This window comes from Methylobacterium crusticola (assembly GCF_003574465.1).
GTDB classification, from domain to species: Bacteria; Pseudomonadota; Alphaproteobacteria; order Rhizobiales; family Beijerinckiaceae; genus Methylobacterium; species Methylobacterium crusticola.
On record NZ_QOWC01000149.1, the window covers coordinates 1 to 21,110 of the forward strand.

The window sequence follows — 21,110 nt, forward strand, 5'->3', positions numbered from 1 at the left end:
GATCAGGGGCGTCGCGCTACGCGCAACAAGGAGTCCCGATTGGACGCCGATCAAGGGTCCCGTTCCGATGCCGTTTGACAGTAAGGCTGGAGGACGTGGCGGCTACTGCTGATCTTCACCATCGATGGTGGATGCCTTTGCGGCGTCCACCACTCATAAGCCCAGTTATGGGCAGCGTTATCGGGGTCCGAGAAGTCAGGCTCTCCCTATCGTGGAAGCGGACCTGATGCGCGAAATGGTCAATGTACTGAGGTGCTCGCCTAGGATAAAAGAGCATCACAGGAGACATCATATTGACCAGCATGACGCCCGAGAGGGCAACCGAGCGTGTAATTACGTTCCGTGGACGTGGCCTTGCTACCATGAGAGACCGCCGGCTTTCGCTGAAGGTCTGTCCGATTTGCTCACAACAGAATGCCCGGAAGCCTGTTGAGCTGAGCCATTGCCACTGGTGTGCCTACGTGCCCTCGATGGCTGACGCCGTGCCAGCCTCGTCAGGCTAATCGTCAGTTCCTTAGACCGGAAGCTATCAAGGTCACAGCCAGAAGGGCGTGCACGGCCAACCAGCCGGCCTTGGTGGCTACCCTTGCCAGACGGTGATTGTCGTTCGCCGGGCGGGGCAGCTCGCTAGGCCAACGATGCCACTTCCGGGACCGCGAGGGGATCGCCCCGATTTCCTCATGGGTCGGGAGGGTGGACTGAAGGCGGCAGGGTACGGCAGGATCCCAGCTTGGCGGCACATCATCAACGCGCAGGCTGGTCTCCTCGCTCCGAGTTGCTCTCAGTCGTCGCTCAGGGAGGGGCTGCTCGTCGTGAGGAATACGGGACGGTAGCTGCCGCTCGGCACAGTGATACGGATCGTGGTCTCACATCCTTTGACCCACGCTCTGTCGAGAACCCGACGAAGCCGTCCCACCTGCACTCTCACGGTGGGGTCAATAGCCGGATCGAACGTCTCTGGTAGGCCGAGTGCGGCAGTAGCAATAGCGTGAGCGTTCAGAGCTGTGCCCCGGCCGGCAATCTCCTCTTCAACGAGGAAGCTCAAGAGGGCCGCCAGTGTGGGAGCGTTCTCGAAGGATGCTGTGCGCAGCGTGCTAGATACAGCGTGCCGTACTTGTTGGGGCGAGCTAATCGTTAGTTGGGGCATACGTTGGGTACCCTCGTCTGCAGCGCATGGGAAGGTGACGCGCTCGCAGCGTAAGGCATTGATCATTGTTAATCGAGCTATTGTTTTCTCTGGACGAACGGCACCCACATGGCCGATCCACCCGCTGCGTCCTGCACCTCCACGGCCCAGCCTACCCAGTCGGGGCTCACGATCTCGGATGTGTCCATGGCGTCAGCGGCGATGCGGTGGGCCTCGGCGCAGGCTTCGCTCGTGCTGGCAAACTCCTGTCCATCGAGGTCCTGAGGCTCACCAGACCCGCTCACGAGACTGAAGAAGAAACGTGGCAAGGGTACCCTCTCGATAGCCGCTGCTCCTCCTGATCATCGCAGATGATGCCTGTTCTGTCCCCGCTGCGATGCGCGTCTGGAGCGCCCTGGAGGAGCGTCACGCGCATCTTGTCCTGGTGCAGCGGGTTGGTCAGGCGAGCTTCTCCTCGTCCTCCACCTAGCTGCCGTGCTCGCGGATCGTGGGGAGCACCACCTTGGCCACCCAGTCCTGAAACTCGCGGGCCTTGGGGTTAGCCCTCTGGGCCCGCATCACGAGCTTGTAGAGGCCGCTCTCAGTGATGAGGGTCAGCATCAACGTCCCGCGACCACATGTAAAAAATGTGCGGGTGATCGGGTCACTACGCTTAGCGGTCCGCCGCTCGCTCTCCTCCAAAGCCCGGCAGGCGTTCGGGACGTGATCCAACTCGATGAAGGCGCACACGTCGCTCGCCACGAACCACGGCTTGCCGTCGAGGGTCACGCACCGGAGGTCGAGGCCAGCGAACTTACGATGCCGTGAGAGGCTCGTGAGGCGGGAGCCCCTCTTCCAGAGGCACCCATCCTGCACCTCATGCGTCGTTGTCAGCCGCCTCAGCCTTGCGCGGCCGCCCAGGACCACGACCAGACGGCTTCTGTCCCCCTGACTGGCTGGCTTTGGACGCAGCAGAACGCGCAGCCCGGCTCTGCCCAAGCCCACTTGTCTTGGCGAGTTCGGAACGCGCAGCGGCGTAGTTCGCCGCCACCATCGGGTAGTCGTGCGGCAGGCCCCACTTCTGGCGGTACTGCTCGGGTGTCATCCCGCGACCACTCAGGTGCCTCTTGAGCGTCTTGTAGGGCTTCCCGTCCTCCAGGCTGATGATGTGGTCCGGGGTGACCGTCTTCCGGATCGGAACTGGCGGCGTGAGCTTCTCAGGCTCCGGAGGGGGTGGTTTGCCGAGGCTCTCTAGGGCAGCGTGTATGGACGCGATCAGCTCAGGCAGTGCGCTAGGCTGGATCATGTTTTTCGAGACGTAGGCTGAGATGATGCCGCTTGTGAGCTCGATGTGGCCGGCAGAGGAGTTCTCGGTGCTGTCCATCTGACTTCCTCCTTGAGGGAAACGCCAGATGTGAGACAGGAACCCTATGGCCGTCAATCTGGATAGGGTCATATCTCTCTAAAAAACCCTCACACCACCAGCTCATTCACGGCGTCTTCGGTAGGCACAGCTGCGAAAGCTCTACAGCGCCGACCAAGGCGAACTCGCGCCGGCTGAGGAGTGCGCTTGGACAATTCACTCCCTGCTACCGTGCTGGGACTCTCTCAGGCGCACTTGAGAACTTGTGGGCATCCAGCAAGACTCATACTCCCTGTGTTGAGCTGCCTCTGCCACGCGGGTTCGTGATGGTGGATGGGAGGGGGCTCGCGAGTCGGCCTGACGCTGATCGGGAAGGAGAGACGGAGATAGCCACCCCAGCGCTTCCTGAGGACGAGGACCTCCTTGAGGCCAGCCGCGAGCGCCTGAGCCCAGCGCAGTCTCCCATCCCATTTGTGTGACTTGCCTCACAGAGGAAGCCACGCACAGGAGGCACCCTGCTCTCAACCTGACACACAGAGGAGCAGGACATGATCAAGACGGTTCTGGGCGCGGCCCTCCTGGCCGCTGTGGCCAGCGTCTCGCTCACAGGCTCCGCCGAGGCACGCGGCTTTGGCGGGCGGGGGTTCCACGGCGGAGGCTTCCACCACGGCTTCCATGGCGGTGGCTTCCATCGCTTCCACCACTTCGGTGGGTTCTACGACGGGTGCGGCTTCGGCTGGGGTTCCCGGCGCTTCTGCTACTACCGCTGAGCGACCGGCGAAGGGGCGGCCGCTCTGTGTAACTCCCAGGCAGGGCGGCCGTACTCCCGAGAGCAGCTTCTCACATTCCAGACAGGGGCTTATGCGAAACCCGGAAGCGGCGGCTTAGTGTGCAGCTTGCGCACTACTCCCCCGGGGCCGGCGCGAGACTCGCGGCTGGCGCGGCCGCGAGGGCGAGCAGGGCGGCGGCTGGGATCAGCCTGCCAACTTTGTTCGACGGCCCGCCACGTGCCTGGGCGTCGAAATGTTCACAGCTTTCAGTGGCATTCAGGACGAGCGGACGGGCGCAACGCAACCCTGAGATAAGATCGCCAGCGCTCATTTGTGACTTATAGGCCAGTGTGAAACGCCCTCCCCTGCAAGCGCGCCTATCGGCTCCCCGAGCCCCTCATAGATCTCGGTCATGACGTTGAGAGTGGCATCACGGGCTGCTCGCCCTCCCCGTCACTATCAGCCTCGACCACTACGCCGGTCAGATTGTGCTTCACGAGCAGCCGGAGTTCGACGGCGGTGTCCGGAAAGGTGATGACCATCATGATGATGTTCGGGTAGGTTTCTGCTTTGGCATGACGTTACCAACCAACCCGACATCTTGACATCAAGGTGACGCGATGCCGTGGTGGAGTGATTGTTTGATGACGTGCCAACGCGCAATCTGGACAACGTGATGACGGATCACCTTGCTGACGCGTCACCTAGCTGTCCGGACAACGTGCTGCGGTGTCACCCTGCTGCCAACCTGTCGTGATGTCACGCTGCTCCGATGTCGGACCAGCAGGATGTCGGGATGCCGTGCTGCATCCCTGTCGCGATGCGTCGTCAACAACTTGTTGAACCATCGTGTCAGGGTGCTGCGCCGCCATCATGATTTCAGAACACGCGCTTTATCGTACTTGCGGAACAGGAGGTTGACGGCCTCGGTCATCAGGTCTTGGACGGTCTTGTCCCGTTCGGCCGAGAGCATCTTGAGGGTTCGGAAGCCGTCAGGCTCCAGCCACACGGTGACGCCCCGGGTGCCGACGCGAGTCGAGGCGCGATCGTACTTCTTGGCTTTCTTCGATGGCGCCGACGCCTCCTGAGTAGGAGAGGGGGCAGGCGCATCTTCGGGGGCAGGGACCACTTGGAGCACCGGGACGCCGAGGGCTACGGGGTCGGTGGCGCTCTCCGCGAGGCCGAGACCGAGGCGCGGGCGAGGCTTCATGCCGCCACCTCACCCGCCGGAATTTCCAAGCCCATGCGCTCGACGACGGCCGCGAAGAGCCCGCCGATTTCGCGGATCGCCTTGGCGTCCGAGCCCGCCTCGATCACCGTGCGCCCATCGATCAGGCTGCGCTTGTAGATGACGCGCTCGTGGATGTAGGCGGCATGAAGCTCGACGCCCCGGGCCTTGATCGCGTCCCGAGCTTCTTCAACGTCGAGGCTGGTTTGGGTGCTGACCCCGTTCAGTACGCCGAGGGCGGGACGGCGGGCCATCTCGACGAGTTCCAAGACGGGCTTGAGAGCGTCCAAGTCTAGGATCGAGGCCCGGGTCGGGATCAGAATTAGGTCGGCGACCTTGCACGCCAGGAGCGCGGCGCGGTCGGCATGCGGCGCCGAGTCGATGATCAGCAGGTCCAGCCCACCTTCGGCGGCCTTGGTCTGGATCGACTCAAGCTGCTCGGCGACGGCAGTGATCACCTCAGGCGCCTCGGACTTGCGCCGCTGCGACCATTTCCAGCCCGACGCTTGCGGATCCAGATCGACGATGGCGCAAGACAACCCGGCGCGCTCAGCGGCGACCGCGAGGTTCACGCTCAGAGTGGTTCGTCCTGAACCACCCTTCTGACTCACAACGGAAAGGGTTCGCATCTCGACATCCACCTGACGGGATGCCTCGACACCGAGGCATCGTGACATCACCCCATCAGCGGGCGCTTAAGAAATGGTGAACGCCTGCCTGGCTGCACCGCCGCTACGCGTTCCTGACGGGCAACGGCTTGATCACCGCGGCCGCCGGCATTTGACTCCAATCCGCCGATCCACGGCTGACAGGGTGTGCCAGTTTGACGAACCGCTCCGCTCCGGCTCAGATGCCCGTTTAGGCGCTCGGCATCCAGTCGAGTCGCCAAGGAGACCACCGCCGCCGCAGTGAGACCCTGAAAAGCCAACGGCCCCACTCCTTGCCGGGAGGGGGCCGTGGAACCGCCGAAGCGGTGTCGGGAAGACTTTGCCCCCCGATATCGCCAGACGCTCCCTCGGGAGTCAAGCCGGAACGTCGTTTCCGGCAACGGTGGAGGCTTGCCTGTGGAACGGACCACCCCTGCGGTGCGTCCGAACGATCTGCCGCGGCCCGACGAGGGCCGAGACGATGTTGCACGCCATGAAGGAGCTGGTTGCCGCAGCCTTGCTGTCGCAACTCGACGGGTTGGCCTTGGACGTGTGGAAGGCACACGGGGCCGGGTTGCTCGACGACGGCGAGGCGCAGCACCTTGCCGAGATCATCCACGCCAGGAAGGCCGCGCAGAGAGCCACCAGCGGCCATGCATCGGGCGCCACGCCGCTTGGGCGCCTCACTTCCATCTTCCCCGCAAAACGCCGCCAGCGGCCACCAGATCGCGCCGCTTCAATCGCGAGGCGCCGGACCATTGCCGCATCCGGGCCGTTGCCGCCTGCCCTGGCCTCGAGGTTCACGGAAGGCCAGCGTGCGGTGCTCGGCATCGTCGCCGACGAGGTGGCATCTCGGGGCGAGTGCAAGATGACCATCGCGGAGATCAGCGCCAAGGCTGGTGTCAGCCCTCGGCTAGCCCAGACCGCAATCCGGCTGGCCGAGACTGACGGGTTGCTCCTGGTGGTCGAACGGCGACGCAAGGGGCAGGTCAACCTCCCCAACGTGCTGCGCGTGCTCTCGCGGGAGTGGACGGCATGGCTCCGGCGGGCACGACCGACAGGGTGCAGAAGGTTGCGGGCCACGGATACGAAGGGGTTCCTGAAGGTAGAACAGAGGCTAGCAGAACCGCTTCAAGAGCTGCCGAGGGGGCAGGGCGGCTTCCACGGAAGCGGATCACCTCACCCCGAAGGCACGCGTTCCTGGAAGGCCGTGCCGTGATGCTAGCGACACACACAGCGGGGCATACTCGCGGAAGCAGGTTGAGGCTCTGTTCACCGGCTCGACGGAATGCTTCCTAGTCGCAAGGCGTCGCTGATCGGATTCGCCCATGCGGTCTACAAATGAGCCTATGGCCAGAGCCCGGCCGCTAGGTCGGCGGTACTGGACAGCCTACTTCGATGCTCTCGCCTCCGGACCGCTGCTATCGAAACCGCACACGGTCCGTCGCCGGGCCGGCGAGGTGGCGCGCAACTGCCCCTACCCTGATGTCGCTGCCGAAGGCTTGGCCAAGGTGAAGGCTGCCCTCGAAGCGCAGCGTCTCCTCACGCCTTCCTAGTTGCCCTCGCGGCCTCCCCAGCCTCAGCTCCTAGAAGCGTGGATTCGCATAAGCCTGGCGTATGGAACCAGCCACACTCAAGAGGATCTGCGGTAGCAGCTAAGCGCCAATGCAACAGCGCTTCGATAAGTGGGGCATGCGCTGCCGCAGAAGATAACCGGGGCGCGCAAGCTCAATCTGCAATCAGCGGCCGCAACACTCGCACGTCCTCAAGGTCTTCGAGGGCGTTGAGACGCGCAATCAGGGCATCCGCCCGGGGAGCCCCGAGAACCGGTACGATGAGGTCACGCACTTTGGCGTTGACCCGCTCCGTGCTCAGAGGGTTCTCCTTGGTCCCGGGTGAGAATTTGGTGAAGTGGTCGAGTCTGCGCCCGTCCGCGAGCGTCACCTCGACACGCGCGCTGCGGGGAGCCTCGCGCGTCATCAGGGCAGGGTCACCTACGACATCGACCTTCTCTCGCAGAGCTCGGATCGAGGGCTCTTCCATCAGCGCCGGATCATGGCTGTCGGCGAAGGAGACGGCACCCTTCACGAGGGCCAGGGCAACGAGATGCTGGCAGTTCACGTCCGGCATGGCGCTGTGCCCCACGATGCCCACCGCGTCGGTCGGCAGGCGCACCACCACCTGCCGCACGTCCTGGGCCCGCAGGTCGTGGCGCTCGCGCAGCGTCAGGACGGCATCGAGCGGCGAATGGATCGGATAACCGACCGAGAAGATCTTAATCGCGGTCTCGGTGACGTAAAAGCGACTGCCGAGCCCTTCCAGCCTCGCCTCGGGCTTCGGATCGGTCGAGAGCGCGATGAATAGGTTGTGCGTGCCGTCGAGGACGTCGGAGACGCCGGTCAGGCCAGCCTGAACCATGCCGACCGCGGTGACACCGTTGCGAGCGCCCATGCCGGCGAAGTCGAAAGCCTTCTCGATGTGGTCCTCGTCCTTCACCCAGCTCCACAGGCCTGAGACCTGCTGCGCCGCGTAGGACAACGCGAAGCGCGTGGCTCGCTCGTCGAGCCGTGCCAGCGCGGCGGCGGCCCCGAGCGCCCCGAAGGTCGAGCTCGTGCACTCCGCGCTCCGGTGCGAGCCGCGCACGAGATCGGGCCCGAGCGCCATCAGCAACCGGCAGCAGAGGTCGTAGCCGAGCGCCACGGCGCGAATCATCTCCAGGCCTGAGCGGCCCTCCTTCTCGGCCATGGCGAGAGCTGCGGGCACGGTCGCGGAGCCTGGATGCGCCTTGGTAACAGGTTCGAAGTCGTCGGTTTCGTCCGCGTGGGCGCACATCGCATTGGCGAGCGTCGCGTTGACCGCGCTGGTGCGCAGATCCGAGGCGACGACCGAGACCTGATCCGCGCCGCCGAGGCCGCGGACGTAGGCCGCAGCCATCTCGCCGGGCCGCATGTGGGCGCCCGAGATCATTGCGCCAAAGGTGTCGAGAATTCGGTGCTTGCAGGCTAGCATGACCTCAGGCGGCAGCGGCCTATCCTGCGCCTCGACCATGTAGCGGGCGAGCCGCCGGGTGACCTCGCCGCCCGAGGCGGCACGCGCGGGCAGAGCCGCGGCAGACAGGAGTGTGCCTGCCCCCTGGAGGAACCGGCGGCGATCCGGTCCGCATCGCGAAGCGTTCCTATCCATCCTATCGTCCTTCCGTGGCCCTGCGCGGCACTGTGCCGGCGCGCTGCCGGGACCCCGCGTCGGTGCGCAGGAGATGGGGCGACACCGCCTCGCCTGTAGGTCCGCCCGTGAGTGCCAGGCTGACTCGCGGTGAATGGAAGCCGAGGGTCGCCCAAGGCTACCTCAGATGAGGGTCAGGATGGGAGCGGCGCGGGTCAGGCCTGCACGCCTGCCCGCGCCACCTCGCCTGCGTCCTTCAGCTTGGCCACCTCCCAACACAGGCTCATCACGCGCCGGATCTGCGCCTCAGGCAAGATTCCCTCAGCGAGGTCCGCGAACTTGCGCTCCAGATCCGCGTCGCTCATCGGCTTCTCGACGCTGCCGATCGCGTGCTTGATGTGGCGGCTCAGCGTGCGTCCGTCCGCGAGCGTGATCGTCATGTCGACCTGCTCGGGCTTCACGCCAGGGGTGATGGCCGGCACGACCTTAGTGCGCAGGGCCGTGATGACGGGGTCGCGCACCGCCCGGTCGCTGAACTGCTTCTCGCCGCCCGCGCCCTCGACGAGCGCCACCGCGACGGCGTGGTAGATGCTGAACTTGCCCTCGAGCCCGGAGCGCGGCGCCGTCTTGCCAGTGAGTTCGAGGACCAGGGGATGCACCTTCAGGTCGACGCGCTGGATCTGCTCAGGCGTAAGGCGGTTCTCGTCGCGCAGCTGCACCGCGGCGTCGATCGCCGGGTGCATCACGATCCCGCAGGCGAAGGGCTTGTAGGTGTTGAGCGCCGCTTCGTAGCGGGTGCCGAGCCCCTCGGTGATCTCGCGGTAATCCTGCTTCGTCGAGATGGTGTTAGCCCAGCCGCGCTTGGCTTCGATCATCCCGTCCGAGCTGGTGTAGTTCTTGGAGGCCAGGATCGCCGCGAACAGGCCATTGGCAGCAGCCCGGCCCGGATTGAAGCTCTTGTTCATCGAGCCGAACGACTCGCGCAGCCCCACCGGCTGGGAGGCCGCGAGGCCGAGGGCCCACACCATCTGCTCCTCGGTGAGGCCCATGAGCTTGCCGGCCGCCGCCGCCGCCCCGAACACGCCGGCCGTGCCGGTGATGTGCCAACCGACGTCGTAGTGGTTCGGGTAGACGGCGTTGCCGATCCGGCACTCGGTCTCGACGCCGAGCACGAGGGCGTTGAGGAAGTCGGCCCCGGAGACCGGGCGCATCTCCGCGTAGGCGAGGATCGCCGAGGCGACCGGGCCGGCCGGGTGGATCACCGTCTTCAGGTGGGTGTCGTCGTAGTCGAAGATGTGGCTGGAGACGCCGTTGAGGGAGGCGGCGTTCATGATGTCGAAGCGCTCGGGCCGCCCGAACAGCCCGGCCTGGGGCGGCCCGGAGAAGGGCGCGAGCGCCGAGACGGCGACGTCGAGCGTCTCGTGGTGCGAGCCCCCGATCGCGACCCCAACCCAGTTGAGGAAGGTGCGGGTGCCCTCCCGCCGCACCGCGTCCGGCAGGTCATTGAAGCGCGCCGTCGTGACGTAGCGGGCGAGGGTCCGGGTGACGTCGCGCGGCGGCGCGGCCGGCGGCGCGGCGGGCTCGGAAGCGGCCTGCACAGCGTTGCCGGCGAGCGCGAGTCCCGCGGCGCCAAGGAGCGTGCGGCGGTCGATGCTGGTCATGGCGTGCCTCCCGGTTCGTGGCGCGGCCCGGCCTTTCGAGGCCGTGGCATGCGTCACACCTACCGGACGACGGAATGCCTTCAAGCGCGGACGCCGCTGCGTTGGCGGAGCTCCCCTTTAGCTCGACTCGTATGAGGCGTCTCCGCAAGGGGAGTGAACCTTCGGTGTTTCGGACTGGAGTGAGCTGGGTTGTCGTGCGAGCGCTGCCTTTCACGCTGTGGTCGCTCGTATAAGTGCGTTTATGGCCCCTCGCCCGCGTCGTGGAACCGGCTGACGTACTCCTCTCTCAGAGCGGCAAGGCTACCTTGCAGCTTCAGCGCCTTGATCCGGTGCCGGCGGGCCAGGAAGTGCAGCGTGGCGGTCTCTGTCGCGCAGCCTGCCGCTTCCATCCGGGTCGCGGCAGCCGCGAGTTCTGCGGCCATCGCCTCGTCGGCCACGATGCCGTTGGCCATCGTCCGCATGAGGTCCAGCATCTTCGCGCGCATGTTCAGCTCCTAGAACTGCGGCCGGGCTTCTTCCGCATCCTGGGGATGGGCATCGCGCGCGCGAGGGCTCAGGTTCCATAATTCCCGTTCCGCGAAATCCGAAGGGGCCTCCCGCAAGTCCTCGGAAGGTCTCATGCGCGCCACGATGGCGCTCTCAGTCAAGGGCCAGTCTAACCGCTTCCAGCGGGGCCTCGCGGGCTGCTGCTTGATCTGCTCTGATCTTGTCGGCGCGGATGAGCCTGGAGGCCGCCAGGGCGGCTCGTGGGTCGAGCTTGGCACGGTGAGACAGTGGCGGGAGCCACCAATGTAGGGGTATCTTTTCCCTAGTTCCTACTATAGGAGCCACAGAATGTGTGCAGTTTAGCAATGTTTGGACCAGTAAATATGGGTATAAGATCCCATTGGCTACGATGGCGTTGGAGAGCATCTGAGTTACCCAAAATGGACGTCTGGGATGCTCGTCGCTGTGGCGCCAGCGGGATCTGGATTGATTGTTTGAGTTGCGGGCGCAGCACCTCTACAACACTCGACCGCTGGCCAGAGACTATACAAGTGTCCGAGATAGCAGAGCATGTGCGGTGCACGGACTGCGGGAGCTGCAACGTGGAGACTTGGCCAGATTGGAGGGGTACGCGGCCCGAGTACCAGGCGTGAGAGGGTCACTGCCGGGTGGTCGGGCGAGACGTGCCGTGGCCGGCGCGAAGGCGGGAACCCAGGTAGCGGCCAAGGGTAGGTCGGGACCAGCCGCGTCGCGTCCATGGCCCCATGCTCATCCTGCTCGCCAGCACCCTCCTCGCCTTCGCGGTGCTGATTGCCCTGGTCGTCGCGGTTGCGTTCGCAGTCGCGGTCGTGACCTCGGTGGACCCAGACTGACCACGAAGAAGCCCGCCGCGGCGGGGGGCCGGGCGGGCAAGAGGTAGGGTCCATTGGAGATAGTAGAAACCGGCGGCCGCTGGCCCGGTTCCGGGCGCCTCAGGCGCGCCGCCGCACCGCTTTGAACCGCTCGCGCCCTTCGAGGCCGCTCTGGGAGCAAGGCGGATACCCCATCTGCCATCATCCCCCGCCAAGCCCCTGAGATCGCTAGACACAGTTTCGGGCTCGGATCGCCTACCCACGTTCCAACTCATGAGGCGCACGGGATCTCCCGCGCTCTCCTCGAACCGCTCTCTTCGCATAAGAGCCGCGTAAGGAACCGGGGTGTCGATCCGGATGATATCATCCCCCACAATCGAAAAAGCGTGAGACCGATTGTGTAGAGCAATCAAGTGGTTGAGCCCTAGGTGTGACGATTGATGAAATCTGACATAATTTTTTAACATGAAATAGTTTTTTGAGTCTTGAAAGCATGCGAATTGACACGACATTGGTGCAGTGCAGCAAAATAGCTAACTCAGATCGTTTGCTGGCCTAGGTGTGCTTATTATATTCAATAAGTTCTCCAAGTTTATACTCGTAATACGATAGGTATCCCCCATGACCTTCAATCCGACCACCGCACTGAACAAGCAGGCCGAGCAGGCCGAGAAGATCACCCAGGCCGTCAAGGACAACATCAACAAGACCAGCGAGCAGAGCACCCAGTTCGCCGATGCAGCGCGTGACGGCATGAACCAGATGGCCGATCTCAGCCAGAAAGCTTCGGAGAACGCCAAGCAGATCGTGCAGAAGAACGTCGAGACGGCCGCTCAGCAGGCCCGCGAAGCCGCAGATCGTCTTACCCGCACCCTCGGCTTCACCGGGCAGGACAGCGAGCGTTTGGCCCACCAGTCTAAGCAGAACCTGGAGGCGGTCACGCGCTGCGGCACGGTCCTGACCCAGGCCATCCAGGAGGCCTCCCGCAACTGGTTCGAGCTGAGCCAGAAGCAGTGGAAGCGCAATCTCGACGGCCTGAACAAGCTGACACGGGTGACCTCGGTGCAGGAGTTCGCTGCGATCCAGAGCGAGCTCGTCCGCGAGGGCCTGCAGCACATGGTGCAGGACAGCAAGGCCATCGCCGAGGGCTCGGTCCGCGCGGTCGAGGAGGCCGGCAAGGCCTTCTCCAGCGTCGCCCAGCAGAGCGCCACGCTTACCCGCTGAGGCGCAGAGCGCTCGAGCCAATCACCTTGAGCGCAGCCCTACCTTCGAGGGGCGGCCCTGTCGGCCGCCCTTTCTTCTGCCTCAGTCGCACAGGCTCCTGCGCCGCGCGGCGCAAAGTCCGCGATGTACCACCCCCTTCTTTCCGCTCTTCAGCTCCATGATGCTGGCCCTTGAGGCCCAGAAGGTGATTGAGCTTCGGCTCGTCAGGCTGGCCTGGGGTGGCCGGGATGGCCGCGACGAGGCGAGCTCGATGGTGACCGAGAAGATCGGTGCTGCCATCGAAGCCGCCGGAGCGCTGATGAGCGGCGGGTCGGCCGAGACTATCGTTTCCCGCTACCGGGAGCACATGGCCGCGAACACGAAGCGCCTGACGGCCGCGTAGTTCGCACAACGCTTCGTCCATGAAACAAGCGACGCTTCGGACCGATCCTTTCAATCGAGCAGCCTGCTCCTATAGGATGAGCATTCGGAGAGCACGGGGCGGCCGTAGCCGGCAGCGCCGGGCGTTCTCGGATCCCACCGCATCACTCGGTACATCAGCACGGTGACGAGGTGGGCGAGCGACAGGCTCGTTGTCGGGTGGCCGCTGCCGGCCGAGGTCGTTGCATGGACCGCGAGCTTGCCGAGGGCGATGGCTTTGGCCTGAACAGCCTGCGTGGGCATGCTCATGCTCTCACTCCGTTCCGGGACTGCTCCGGTGCCGCGGCCGCCGGTGCATCGCCGGGCGTATCCTGGCCGGCGGCTGGGCTCACGGCCCCAGCCGGCATGACCTTGGCACCGGCCCGTTTGAGCTGCTCGGTAACCGAGGCGATAAGTTCGTTCCAACTCGCCTCGAATGACGCTACGCCCTTGGCTTCGAGAGTGTTGGCAACGTCGGTCATGTCGACGCCGAGCCGTTCCAGCTCGTCGAGGATGGCCTGCGGCGCCCCAATGGCGCTACGGACCGTGCCGGGTCGGATCCTTCCGTGGTCTGCCACCGCACGGAGCGTGGCTTCGGCCATGGTGTTAACCGTCTCGGGGCCGACGAGCTCGACCACGTAGCGGGTGTCGTCGAGGGCCTTATCCTTAACCCCCGTCGACGCCCACAGAAGGCGCTGCGGCCGGGCGCCCTTCAGGGCTTGCCAGCGTGGGGAGGCGAGGCTGTCCTCCCAAACCCCGTAGGCGACGCGGGCATTCGCGATAGCCGCCTGTCCGCGCAGGTGGTCCACATCCTCGGCAGGTTCGTCACATTCCGCAAGCCTGCGGTCGACCTCAGTGTCGACCCGGCTCAAGAAGAACGAGGCCACGCTCTCGACGCCCGCAAGCGTTTCACCCGCGGCGACCTGGCGTTCGAGACCCGTGAGGAAGGCGTCCAGGACCGCCTCGTAGCGCGCCACCGAGAAGACCAGCGTCACGTTGACCGACATGCCCTCCGCCAGACAGGTCGAGATCGCCGGCAGCCCGGCATCGGTGGCCGGGATCTTGATGTAGAGGTTCGGTCTGTCGACCAGCCACCACAGTCCGCGTGCCTCGGCCACGGTACGATCGGTGTCGCCGGAAATGCGCGGATCGACCTCGATGGAGACACAGCCATCTCGGCCGCCGGTGCGCTCGAACACCGGGCGAAGGATGTCGCAGGCTGCACGGACGTCCCAGGCCGTGAGCAGCCGCACCGTCTCGCCGATGGCTGTCCCGCGCAGAGCAAGGTCGCGCAGGTGCTCGTCATAGCCAGTTCCGGCGCCGATGGCCTTGGCGAAGATGGTCGGGTTGGTGGTGATGCCGATGACCCCGTCCCGCTCGACCGCCGCGACGAGGGCGCCGGAGTCGATCAGGGGCCGGCTGAGGTCATCGAGCCAGACAGCAACGCCGGCAGCAGCGAGATCGTGCAGAGGATTGGGCATTGGGACTTTCGAAGTAGGTGGTGTGGTGGTCAGCCGACCGACCGGAGAGAGGCATCGTGTCGGACGCAGTCGCGTGGCTTGCCGACGAGCCAGGTCTCGGCCGCTGCGCGCCCGGCGGAGCGCAAGCGCAGCAGAAAGCGCCAGTCGAGGTCGGTGGTGCTCTCGTCGTTCAGGGAAGGGTAATGATCCTCGGCGGACAGGTGGTGCAAGCGAAGGCGATGGAGCCTTCCGCCGAGCCCCGGTTCATCGGCTGCCTTCGCCGACAGCTCCATCATCGTGCCGAGAGTGGCCATCTCGCGCTGAAGCACGCCGTTGAAGGTGACTTGTTCGAGACGTCGGACGATATCGGGCGCAGTCCGGGGCTGTTCGTGACCCCGCGTCGGCATGATCTGCACGACGAGGAGTTCGGATGCCTCGGATGCCTCGACCAGCGGGATCAAGGGCGGGTTCGCCGAGTAGCCGCCGTCCCAGTACCGGGTGCCGGCGATCTCGATGGCGTGGGCTTTCATCGGCAGGCAAGTCGATGCCAGCACCATCTCGCGGGCCAGTTCCGTCTCTCGGAAGATGCGGGTCGTTCCGTTGGTGACCGACGTGGCAGCGACGAGGAGCTTGAACGGCGGCCGCGAACGCAGGGCCTCGAAGTCGACGGCCTTGGCCAGGAGCTTGCTCAGGACGTCGTGGTTGAACGGGTTGGACTGGTAGGGCGACATCCAGCGTGAAGTCATATCGGTGAAGACGGTGGCTGCCGGCCCGAAATCCGGCGGAGCTGTCTCGCTGGATCGCTTCCAGAACCGGTCGAGGCATCGACGAGCCTCAGGCTTGCCGCCGGCGATCAACCCGGCCGCCATGACGACGGCGTTGACAGAGCCGGCGCCGGCCCCGCTGACCGTGTCGATGGCGAGGTCGTCCTCCTCCAGCAGGCGGTCAAGCACGCCCCAGGTGAAGGCACCGAACGAGCCGCCTCCCTGAAGGGCGAGGCAGATCCGACGTCCCTTCTGATTGTCGGCGACGGGCGTGCGGGAAACCTTGGCCAGGCGCCGTCCCCGGGGACTGGCGTGGCCGTGCATGGCCGGCTGCAACCTCAGATCATCGACCGAAGCCTTCCCATCGTTCCCGTGGCAGGGCGTGCCGGGAGGAAGGCAGGTTGCAGTGTCCGATTTCGGTGACTGAGCGCTGGACGATTTCGCGAGGTACCATCGCAGAAGAACGAACGCCACGCACGCCGTCAAGAACGGCGCGGCGGACCAAACAGGTTTATGAACTCGCTTCGTTCTGATCATTTCCGAACAAACCAATCAAATGATGCTTTTTATTGCAGCGCAACAACATTATTAACGACTTCGAAGTACCATCGTTCCGGCCTGTAAGTGATTCCGAGAATGAATCATTATTTCTACATCCAGCATACAATGAGCATACTTCAACTTTTTGAGAACGGAAAACATGTAAATGCTGCTGTATGTTGTTTTTCATTATTTCTAAACATCTATAATCGCCCCCAACCAGAGCACGTTCGATTCTATTGTGCACTCCATGAGCGAGAATTCGGTTATGCTACATTTGTTGATTGACCAAGTAGATATTGATGACAGCAGCGCAGATGTGATTATGAGATTGTCACGAGACACGAGTCGTGATGGACTTTCTAAGAAAGCTGAAATGATACTCACGTTGAAATCAATGGAGTTGAACGCAAGAAACTCGGCGCGGTGCCCGCAATCGCTCCAAAAAATCTTATCGGCTAGACGTATCATGGAAGACAGTATGACAAACTATCAGGGAAATTTGCATCCTGAAAAATCTTAAGCTACCTACTATTGATTTATGTTTTATATTTCTAATATTAACTTCACGAGTAGAAGCACTTCATAAAATACACATAATGAGACCTGTGCGTGAAGCGCCTGAAACACAGCATCTTGGGCCTGCCGTGTGCCAAGAGATACTAGGGTTGGTAGCTCCGCCGAGCCTCGCACAGATCTCATTATGCGAACGGTAGGCGCCATCAGCCGGTTGGCAATTGATTGCCAGCCGATCGAGTAGTTCGAAGCGATCTCCCCCCTTCGCATAAGCCCGGCGTATGGAACCAGGCACGACAGACATGCCACGAGGGGCTGCTTGCGACCCAACGTGGTCGTACAGGTTGGTGCCAGCGCTGCCCGAGAGCCGTCATAGGTCCTGGCTCCAATCAGCTGCAGGGGAATGGCTCGCTCCAAACGTAGCGCATCACCACTTCGAGAGCATGCTCAGCAGCGTGAAGTAAAAGCCTTTCGGGTGGCTTTAACATCAGCATGCCCGGCCCCATTGAAGGTCCGGTGGCCGTAAGCACGCGAGGCCCGCTGTGGCAGGTGCCTGCGGCTCCCGCTGACGCAGCCCTTTATCCCGCGGGTTGACGCTCCAAGGGTGAGGTATCGTTAGGCTATCGTAGGGCTGAGTGCAGGAGCCACCCGACACGGGAAGGCCCTATCCTCGCCCTCAACATGCGCATAGCGGCAATCCTCCACCCCGGACTGACGGTCGGTCATTTGTCAATTGAGCGAGGATCGAAGCGAGCTCGTCCTTACGGAATGGCTTGGTGAGCCGCGGCAGGTCAGCCGCGACCCCGTCGCTCTCCGCATAGCCGGAGACCAGCAACACCTGCGCCTCAGGCCTCAGGCTCCGAACGGCACGGGCGAGGTCGGTCCCGGTGATGCCCGGCATGAGGTGGTCGGTCACCAGCAACTCGAAGCGCTCGCCCGCATGGACCAGGCGCAGCGCCTCTTCGCCCGAGACAGCCTCGACCACTGCGTAGCCGAGATCGGTCAGCATGTCTGCCGTACTCATGCGCACCAGCTCCTCGTCGTCGACTAGCAGCGCTGTCCCGCGCGGCAGCGGCGGCCGCGCGGGCTCCGCTGCGGCCTCCGTCGCGTCCTGGTTCGCGTTGCTTCGGGGCAGCCAAAGCTCGACGTTCGTGCCGAGTCCCTGCCGGCTCTGGATGGTGAGCGCGCCGCTGAGCTGGGAGGCGAGGCCGTGCACCATCGAGAGGCCGAGCCCCGTGCCCTTGCCGATACCTTTTGTCGAGAAGAAGGGTTCGACCGCGCGCGCGCGCGTCGCCTCGTCCATGCCGGTCCCCGTGTCCGCGACCGAGAGGCGGATGTAGGTGCCCGGCCGGAGCCCGGAATGGTGCCCTGGCCCGACCGTCTCCGCCTGGGCCGTGATGCGCAGCGTGCCGCCCTCCGGCATGGCGTCGCGCGCGTTCACGCTGAGGTTCAGGAGTGCCATCTCCAACTGGTTCGGGTCGGCCATCGCCGGCGGCAGCTCCTCCGAGGTGTCGACGACGACCTTGATCTGCGGGCCCGTGGTGCTCGACACGAGGTCGCCCATTCCCTGCACCAGCTTGGCGACGTTGACGGGGACCGATTGAAGCGGCTGGCGCCGCGCGAAGGCGAGGAGCCGCTGCACCAGCGTCTTGGCACGCTCGGCCGACTGCATGGCGCCAGCGATCAGGCGCTGCTCGCGCTCGCCGCCCACGCCCCTGCGCTGGAGCATGTCGAGCGAGCCGACGATGGGTGTGAGCAGGTTGTTGAAGTCATGCGCGACGCCGCCGGTGAGCTGGCCCATCGCTTCCATCTTCTGCGACTGGCGCAGCGCCTCCTGCGCGGCTTCGAGCTCAGCTTGGCGGCCCTTCTCGTCGGTGACGTCGCGGGTGATCGAGTAGAGCTTACCGCCCTCGGGCACGGCAGCCCAGGACAGCCAGCGCCAGCCGCCATCCTTCGTGCGGTAGCGGTTGTCGAAGTGCAGCACGAGGCTGCCCTGTTGAACCTGCGCGAAGGCTGCGGTGCTCCCTTCGAGATCCTCCGGATGCACGAATTTTAGGTAGGGCTGGCCCTCGATCTCCCCTGCCGCCCAGCCCAGCGACGTGGTCCAGGCCGGGTTGACCGCGTCGAAGATGGCCGTGTTCATGTCGATGACGGACAGCGGATCGAGGCTGTGCTGCCAGATCAGGCCCCGCTCGCGGGTGCGCTCCACCACCTCGCGTTCCAGGTTGGCGTTGAGCGCCAGCAGCGCCTCCTCCGCCAGCTTGCGGTCGTGGATGTCCACCGAAGCCCCGAACCAGCGCACCACCTCGTCGGAGGCTGGGTCCCGGTATGGCTCGGCACGGACCAGGAACCAGCGGTAGTCACCCGATGCCGAGCGGATGCGGTGCTCGATCAAGAAGGTGCTGCCCGAGCGTCGCGCCGCGTCGAAGGCTGCCATCGTGGCGCCCGCGTCATCTGAATGCACGTGGGTGGCGGCCACTTGAGCCGCCGTCGTCGGTTCGTAGGGCACGCCGGTGTAGTCCGACCACTGCCTGTTGAAGAACTCGACGCGGCCCTCGGCGTCGGTCATCCAGATGATCTGCGGAACGGCGTCCGCCATGAGCCGGAAGCGTGCCTCGCTCTCGCGAAGCTCCGCCTCGGCCGCGAGCAGGCGCGTGATGACCTCTCGCTGACCGCGCGCTAATCGGTCGCTCGCATCGGCCTCGCCCCGCAGGCGGACGATCTCTGTCACCTCCTCCACCTTGTGGATGATCAGGGCGACCTCGCCGTCCGCGCCGAGCACCGGCATGTTGACGGGGCTCCACCAACGTTCCTCGAAGCGGCCGGCCGCGTCGCGCACCGCGTAGCGCTGCACCGCCATGGTATGGGGCGCCTTGGTGGCGAGGACGCGCTCGAACGAGGCGCCTAGGTTCCGCACGCCGTCGGCTTTCGGGTCGGACGGGTCGTCGGGAAACAGGTCGAACAGCCGGCGGCCGACTTGGCCCTCCCGCGTGGTGCCGGTCACGTGGAGCCTGGCGTCGTTCGCTGCGACGATAGTCCAATCGGGGGGCGATACGACCAGGAGAGGTGTGGGTGTCGCCTCGAACAGCGCCTGGAAATCAGGTGGCTTCAACGTGTCGACTCCGGCCGGGGCGGTGGCAATACGCGCCATCTGCCCATGTAACGACTTGGCGTGGGCATCGCCCCAAGAAGTTAGGCCATCGTCATCCTGGTCTCAAAGAGTGCGGACCGACGTGCGTTTCAACTCTCAGGCCAAGGTCACGGGGTCCCAGGGGCGCCTTGTCGCGGGCGATCCTCTGGCATGGCATCCTCAACAAGTCTCGGCCTGCCTCGTTCGCGACCAACGAAGATGTACCCCGTGACGGTCGCCCACCCGGGGCCTGCTTCACCGTTGACGCGTAAGATCGGCACTCATGGGGGATGCAGGGCCTGGTAGCAGCATCAGCGCGCCAGCGAAGAGGCCGGCGATGAGCTTCCTGTCGCCGTCAGGATGAATGGGCTGCGACCACGGCGACGATGCTGCTCGCGACCACGCTCCCACCAGCGCGCATCCCGCGAGATCCTTGATCACGGCGAGCGCCTTGGCGGCCTTCCTGGCGTCGGGTCCCGCTTTCCAGCGTCCGCCGGCGCCTCGGCCATCGCCCCCGCATGTCCTTCCTGCCGTCCATGGTGATGGCGCAAGGATGCCTAACGCCGTTTTTTTCTAACGCCCGCTTTTCCACTTTTCCAAAAAGCGTTGAGCCCGGTCGTACACGGCGTGCCAGGGCAGCAGGTTCAACGATGGTACGAACCGTCAAGAGCGTTGAGTGATCCTCCACCGTTTCGGTCATTCTCGAAAGTTTGGAACGCCTATGCCGGACGCCGCCGATCTATCCCATCTCCCGTTCGCGTGGTGCGACGCGACCGTGGCCGCCGCCGTCAATCTCGGGCTCGGACGCGATTTGACGAAACTCTCGGCCGAGCACTGGCTGCGCGTGCTGACCAACGTCGAGGCTCGTATGGGGATGCGGGGCACGACAGCGCCGTTCGGCTGGCGCGAGGCACTCGCCCGCCAAGTTGGCCGTGTCGGCCCCTGAGGCTCAACGCGCCCGAGACGCCGGTATGCAGCGCCCCATACAGGAGCCGCAGATACTGAAAGGATCGACGGTGGATCAGCGCGACTGGCTCCTGGCCTGGATCGGAGGCTTCGCCGGCCTGGTCGGGTTCGTGATCTACGCGTTCGCACCCCTCGAGGACCTGCTGCCAATCAACCAGGCGCTGCTCGCCGTGCTGTGCACCCTGACAGTCATTCTGGGGCTGGTTGTGGTGATCCAAAGATGGGGGAGGAGGCCGTATTGATGGCTTTGCTTGTTTCCATTGCTTGATCTTGTTCTGAGTGGGGCGGGGCGGTTTGACACTCATACGAGCGATCTCAAGCCGCATTGTCGTACCTGTCGCTGTGCGTCACCGACACTGGCACGGGCACGCCCCCCGACGTTATTACCAAGGCGTTCGATCCCTTCTCGATACCGCGAGTTGGTGACCAGGTAGACTCGGACCGATCCGTCCTCATTGGGTCGTAGGTCTGCAGGCGACGGCCTTCTCTACGACGTTTATTGTCTGCGCGCGCAAATTCCCATCATAAGCTGTCGTGTGTGTCGCTTTTCTGACCTAGCGTGATGGTCTTCATCACGTGATGTGGGCCGATGCAGGACGCGCTGATCCGCAAGCTCGAGAGCTTCGAGACACTAGCCGACAACGACCGTGCGGCCCTCGCCGCCCTGGTGCCCCGGGTCAGGAAGGTGGGCGCACGGGTCGACCTGAAACGGGAAGGCGACGTGCCCGACAACGTCCACCTCGTCCTCGACGGCTACGCCTGCCGCTACAAGGTCCTGCCCAATGGCCAGCGCCAGATCATGGCCTACCTAGTGCCG

Annotated in this window: 19 protein-coding genes and 1 pseudogene; 7 read left to right on the plus strand and 13 right to left on the minus strand. The window is 64.4% G+C overall.

From position 1 onward, the window contains the following. Window positions 1–1,224: 1,224 nt before the first annotated feature. From DT057_RS26840 to DT057_RS26850, 3 genes are all read right to left on the minus strand, one after another. The gene (locus tag DT057_RS26840; protein ID WP_128565154.1) at window positions 1,225–1,455 is read right to left on the minus strand and encodes a DUF6894 family protein; all 231 of its coding nucleotides are present in this window, start codon (window positions 1,453–1,455) and stop codon (window positions 1,225–1,227) included. 157 nt (window positions 1,456–1,612) lie between these two features. Further along, entirely contained in the window at window positions 1,613–1,915 is a 303-nt protein-coding gene (locus DT057_RS35650) for a BRO-N domain-containing protein (RefSeq protein ID WP_162501514.1), read from the minus strand. Between the two features lie 88 nt (window positions 1,916–2,003). Next, window positions 2,004–2,510: a Ros/MucR family transcriptional regulator gene (locus DT057_RS26850; protein WP_128565169.1), complete on the minus strand. Its 507-nt coding sequence runs from the start codon at window positions 2,508–2,510 to the stop codon at window positions 2,004–2,006. Window positions 2,511–3,037: 527 nt separating this feature from the next. Here DT057_RS26850 and DT057_RS26855 point away from each other — a divergent pair. Next, the gene (locus DT057_RS26855; RefSeq protein ID WP_128565156.1) at window positions 3,038–3,259 is read left to right on the plus strand and encodes a hypothetical protein; all 222 of its coding nucleotides are present in this window, start codon (window positions 3,038–3,040) and stop codon (window positions 3,257–3,259) included. 410 nt (window positions 3,260–3,669) lie between these two features. On the opposite strand, the gene DT057_RS37300 is transcribed toward DT057_RS26855, so the two are convergent. The 3 genes from DT057_RS37300 to DT057_RS26865 form a co-directional block, all read right to left on the minus strand. Beyond that, window positions 3,670–3,804 (minus strand): hypothetical protein, encoded by a 135-nt coding sequence (locus DT057_RS37300; protein ID WP_276469429.1) that lies wholly within the window; start codon window positions 3,802–3,804, stop codon window positions 3,670–3,672. 326 nt (window positions 3,805–4,130) lie between these two features. Next, on the minus strand, window positions 4,131–4,469 hold the full coding sequence (locus DT057_RS26860; protein ID WP_128565157.1) for a ribbon-helix-helix domain-containing protein: 339 nt from the start codon (window positions 4,467–4,469) through the stop codon (window positions 4,131–4,133). After that, a complete protein-coding gene (locus DT057_RS26865) occupies window positions 4,466–5,164 on the minus strand; it encodes an AAA family ATPase (protein ID WP_128565158.1) in 699 nt (232 codons plus the stop codon). The genes DT057_RS26860 and DT057_RS26865 overlap by 4 nt, the downstream gene beginning before the upstream one ends. A 463-nt stretch (window positions 5,165–5,627) precedes the next feature. Between DT057_RS26865 and DT057_RS26870 the strand changes: the two genes are divergently transcribed. Next, complete coding sequence (locus DT057_RS26870; RefSeq protein WP_244937397.1) at window positions 5,628–6,353, plus strand: hypothetical protein; 726 nt, start codon at window positions 5,628–5,630, stop codon at window positions 6,351–6,353. Window positions 6,354–6,862: 509 nt separating this feature from the next. Here the strand turns inward: DT057_RS26870 and DT057_RS26875 are convergent. The 3 genes from DT057_RS26875 to DT057_RS26885 all read right to left on the minus strand — a co-directional run bounded on the left by DT057_RS26875 (window position 6,863) and on the right by DT057_RS26885 (window position 10,442). Then, window positions 6,863–8,317: an MmgE/PrpD family protein gene (locus DT057_RS26875; RefSeq protein WP_128565159.1), complete on the minus strand. Its 1,455-nt coding sequence runs from the start codon at window positions 8,315–8,317 to the stop codon at window positions 6,863–6,865. A 194-nt stretch (window positions 8,318–8,511) separates the two neighbouring features. Continuing rightward, complete coding sequence (locus DT057_RS26880; RefSeq protein WP_128565160.1) at window positions 8,512–9,957, minus strand: MmgE/PrpD family protein; 1,446 nt, start codon at window positions 9,955–9,957, stop codon at window positions 8,512–8,514. Between the two features lie 239 nt (window positions 9,958–10,196). Next, complete coding sequence (locus DT057_RS26885) at window positions 10,197–10,442, minus strand: hypothetical protein (protein ID WP_128565161.1); 246 nt, start codon at window positions 10,440–10,442, stop codon at window positions 10,197–10,199. A 1,473-nt stretch (window positions 10,443–11,915) separates the two neighbouring features. Between DT057_RS26885 and DT057_RS26890 the strand changes: the two genes are divergently transcribed. Together DT057_RS26890 and DT057_RS26895 are read left to right on the plus strand one after the other, a co-directional pair. Beyond that, window positions 11,916–12,518, plus strand: a complete 603-nt coding sequence (locus tag DT057_RS26890) for a phasin family protein (protein ID WP_244937398.1) — start codon at window positions 11,916–11,918, stop codon at window positions 12,516–12,518. A gap of 157 nt (window positions 12,519–12,675) precedes the next feature. Continuing rightward, entirely contained in the window at window positions 12,676–12,900 is a 225-nt protein-coding gene (locus DT057_RS26895) for a hypothetical protein (RefSeq protein ID WP_128565162.1), read from the plus strand. Between the two features lie 50 nt (window positions 12,901–12,950). Here the strand turns inward: DT057_RS26895 and DT057_RS26900 are convergent, their stop codons facing one another. From DT057_RS26900 to DT057_RS26915, 4 genes are all read right to left on the minus strand, one after another. Next, window positions 12,951–13,187 carry a hypothetical protein gene (locus DT057_RS26900; protein WP_128565163.1) on the minus strand — a complete coding sequence of 79 codons (237 nt, stop codon included), beginning with the start codon at window positions 13,185–13,187 and terminating at the stop codon, window positions 12,951–12,953. Beyond that, on the minus strand, window positions 13,184–14,398 hold the full coding sequence (gene tal, locus DT057_RS26905) for a transaldolase (protein ID WP_128565164.1): 1,215 nt from the start codon (window positions 14,396–14,398) through the stop codon (window positions 13,184–13,186). The genes DT057_RS26900 and tal overlap by 4 nt, the downstream gene beginning before the upstream one ends. A gap of 29 nt (window positions 14,399–14,427) precedes the next feature. Beyond that, a complete protein-coding gene (locus tag DT057_RS26910; protein WP_162501516.1) occupies window positions 14,428–15,465 on the minus strand; it encodes a patatin-like phospholipase family protein in 1,038 nt (345 codons plus the stop codon). 1,408 nt (window positions 15,466–16,873) lie between these two features. Beyond that, window positions 16,874–19,348, minus strand: a complete 2,475-nt coding sequence (locus DT057_RS26915) for a PAS domain-containing hybrid sensor histidine kinase/response regulator (protein WP_128565166.1) — start codon at window positions 19,346–19,348, stop codon at window positions 16,874–16,876. Between the two features lie 655 nt (window positions 19,349–20,003). On the opposite strand from DT057_RS26915, the gene DT057_RS26920 reads away from it, so the two are divergent. From DT057_RS26920 to DT057_RS26930, 3 genes and pseudogenes are all read left to right on the plus strand, one after another. Then, entirely contained in the window at window positions 20,004–20,273 is a 270-nt protein-coding gene (locus DT057_RS26920) for a hypothetical protein (RefSeq protein WP_244937399.1), read from the plus strand. Window positions 20,274–20,343: 70 nt separating this feature from the next. Then, a complete protein-coding gene (locus DT057_RS26925; RefSeq protein WP_128565167.1) occupies window positions 20,344–20,535 on the plus strand; it encodes a hypothetical protein in 192 nt (63 codons plus the stop codon). A gap of 347 nt (window positions 20,536–20,882) precedes the next feature. After that, window positions 20,883–21,110, plus strand: a pseudogene (locus tag DT057_RS26930) (Crp/Fnr family transcriptional regulator); the annotation flags it as partial.

Bases quoted from the DNA above. Each gene is read 5' to 3' on its own strand.
- DT057_RS26850 (WP_128565169.1), bottom strand. From the start codon at position 2,510: ATGGACAGCACCGAGAACTCCTCTGCCGGCCACATCGAGCTCACAAGC.
- DT057_RS26855 (WP_128565156.1), top strand. From the start codon at position 3,038: ATGATCAAGACGGTTCTGGGCGCGGCCCTCCTGGCCGCTGTGGCCAGC.
- DT057_RS37300 (WP_276469429.1), bottom strand. From the start codon at position 3,804: ATGATGGTCATCACCTTTCCGGACACCGCCGTCGAACTCCGGCTGCTC.
- DT057_RS26860 (WP_128565157.1), bottom strand. From the start codon at position 4,469: ATGAAGCCTCGCCCGCGCCTCGGTCTCGGCCTCGCGGAGAGCGCCACC.
- DT057_RS26865 (WP_128565158.1), bottom strand. From the start codon at position 5,164: ATGTCACGATGCCTCGGTGTCGAGGCATCCCGTCAGGTGGATGTCGAG.
- DT057_RS26870 (WP_244937397.1), top strand. From the start codon at position 5,628: ATGAAGGAGCTGGTTGCCGCAGCCTTGCTGTCGCAACTCGACGGGTTG.
- DT057_RS26875 (WP_128565159.1), bottom strand. From the start codon at position 8,317: ATGGATAGGAACGCTTCGCGATGCGGACCGGATCGCCGCCGGTTCCTC.
- DT057_RS26880 (WP_128565160.1), bottom strand. From the start codon at position 9,957: ATGACCAGCATCGACCGCCGCACGCTCCTTGGCGCCGCGGGACTCGCG.
- DT057_RS26885 (WP_128565161.1), bottom strand. From the start codon at position 10,442: ATGCGCGCGAAGATGCTGGACCTCATGCGGACGATGGCCAACGGCATC.
- DT057_RS26890 (WP_244937398.1), top strand. From the start codon at position 11,916: ATGACCTTCAATCCGACCACCGCACTGAACAAGCAGGCCGAGCAGGCC.
- DT057_RS26895 (WP_128565162.1), top strand. From the start codon at position 12,676: ATGATGCTGGCCCTTGAGGCCCAGAAGGTGATTGAGCTTCGGCTCGTC.
- DT057_RS26900 (WP_128565163.1), bottom strand. From the start codon at position 13,187: ATGAGCATGCCCACGCAGGCTGTTCAGGCCAAAGCCATCGCCCTCGGC.
- tal (WP_128565164.1), bottom strand. From the start codon at position 14,398: ATGCCCAATCCTCTGCACGATCTCGCTGCTGCCGGCGTTGCTGTCTGG.
- DT057_RS26910 (WP_162501516.1), bottom strand. From the start codon at position 15,465: ATGCACGGCCACGCCAGTCCCCGGGGACGGCGCCTGGCCAAGGTTTCC.
- DT057_RS26915 (WP_128565166.1), bottom strand. From the start codon at position 19,348: ATGGCGCGTATTGCCACCGCCCCGGCCGGAGTCGACACGTTGAAGCCA.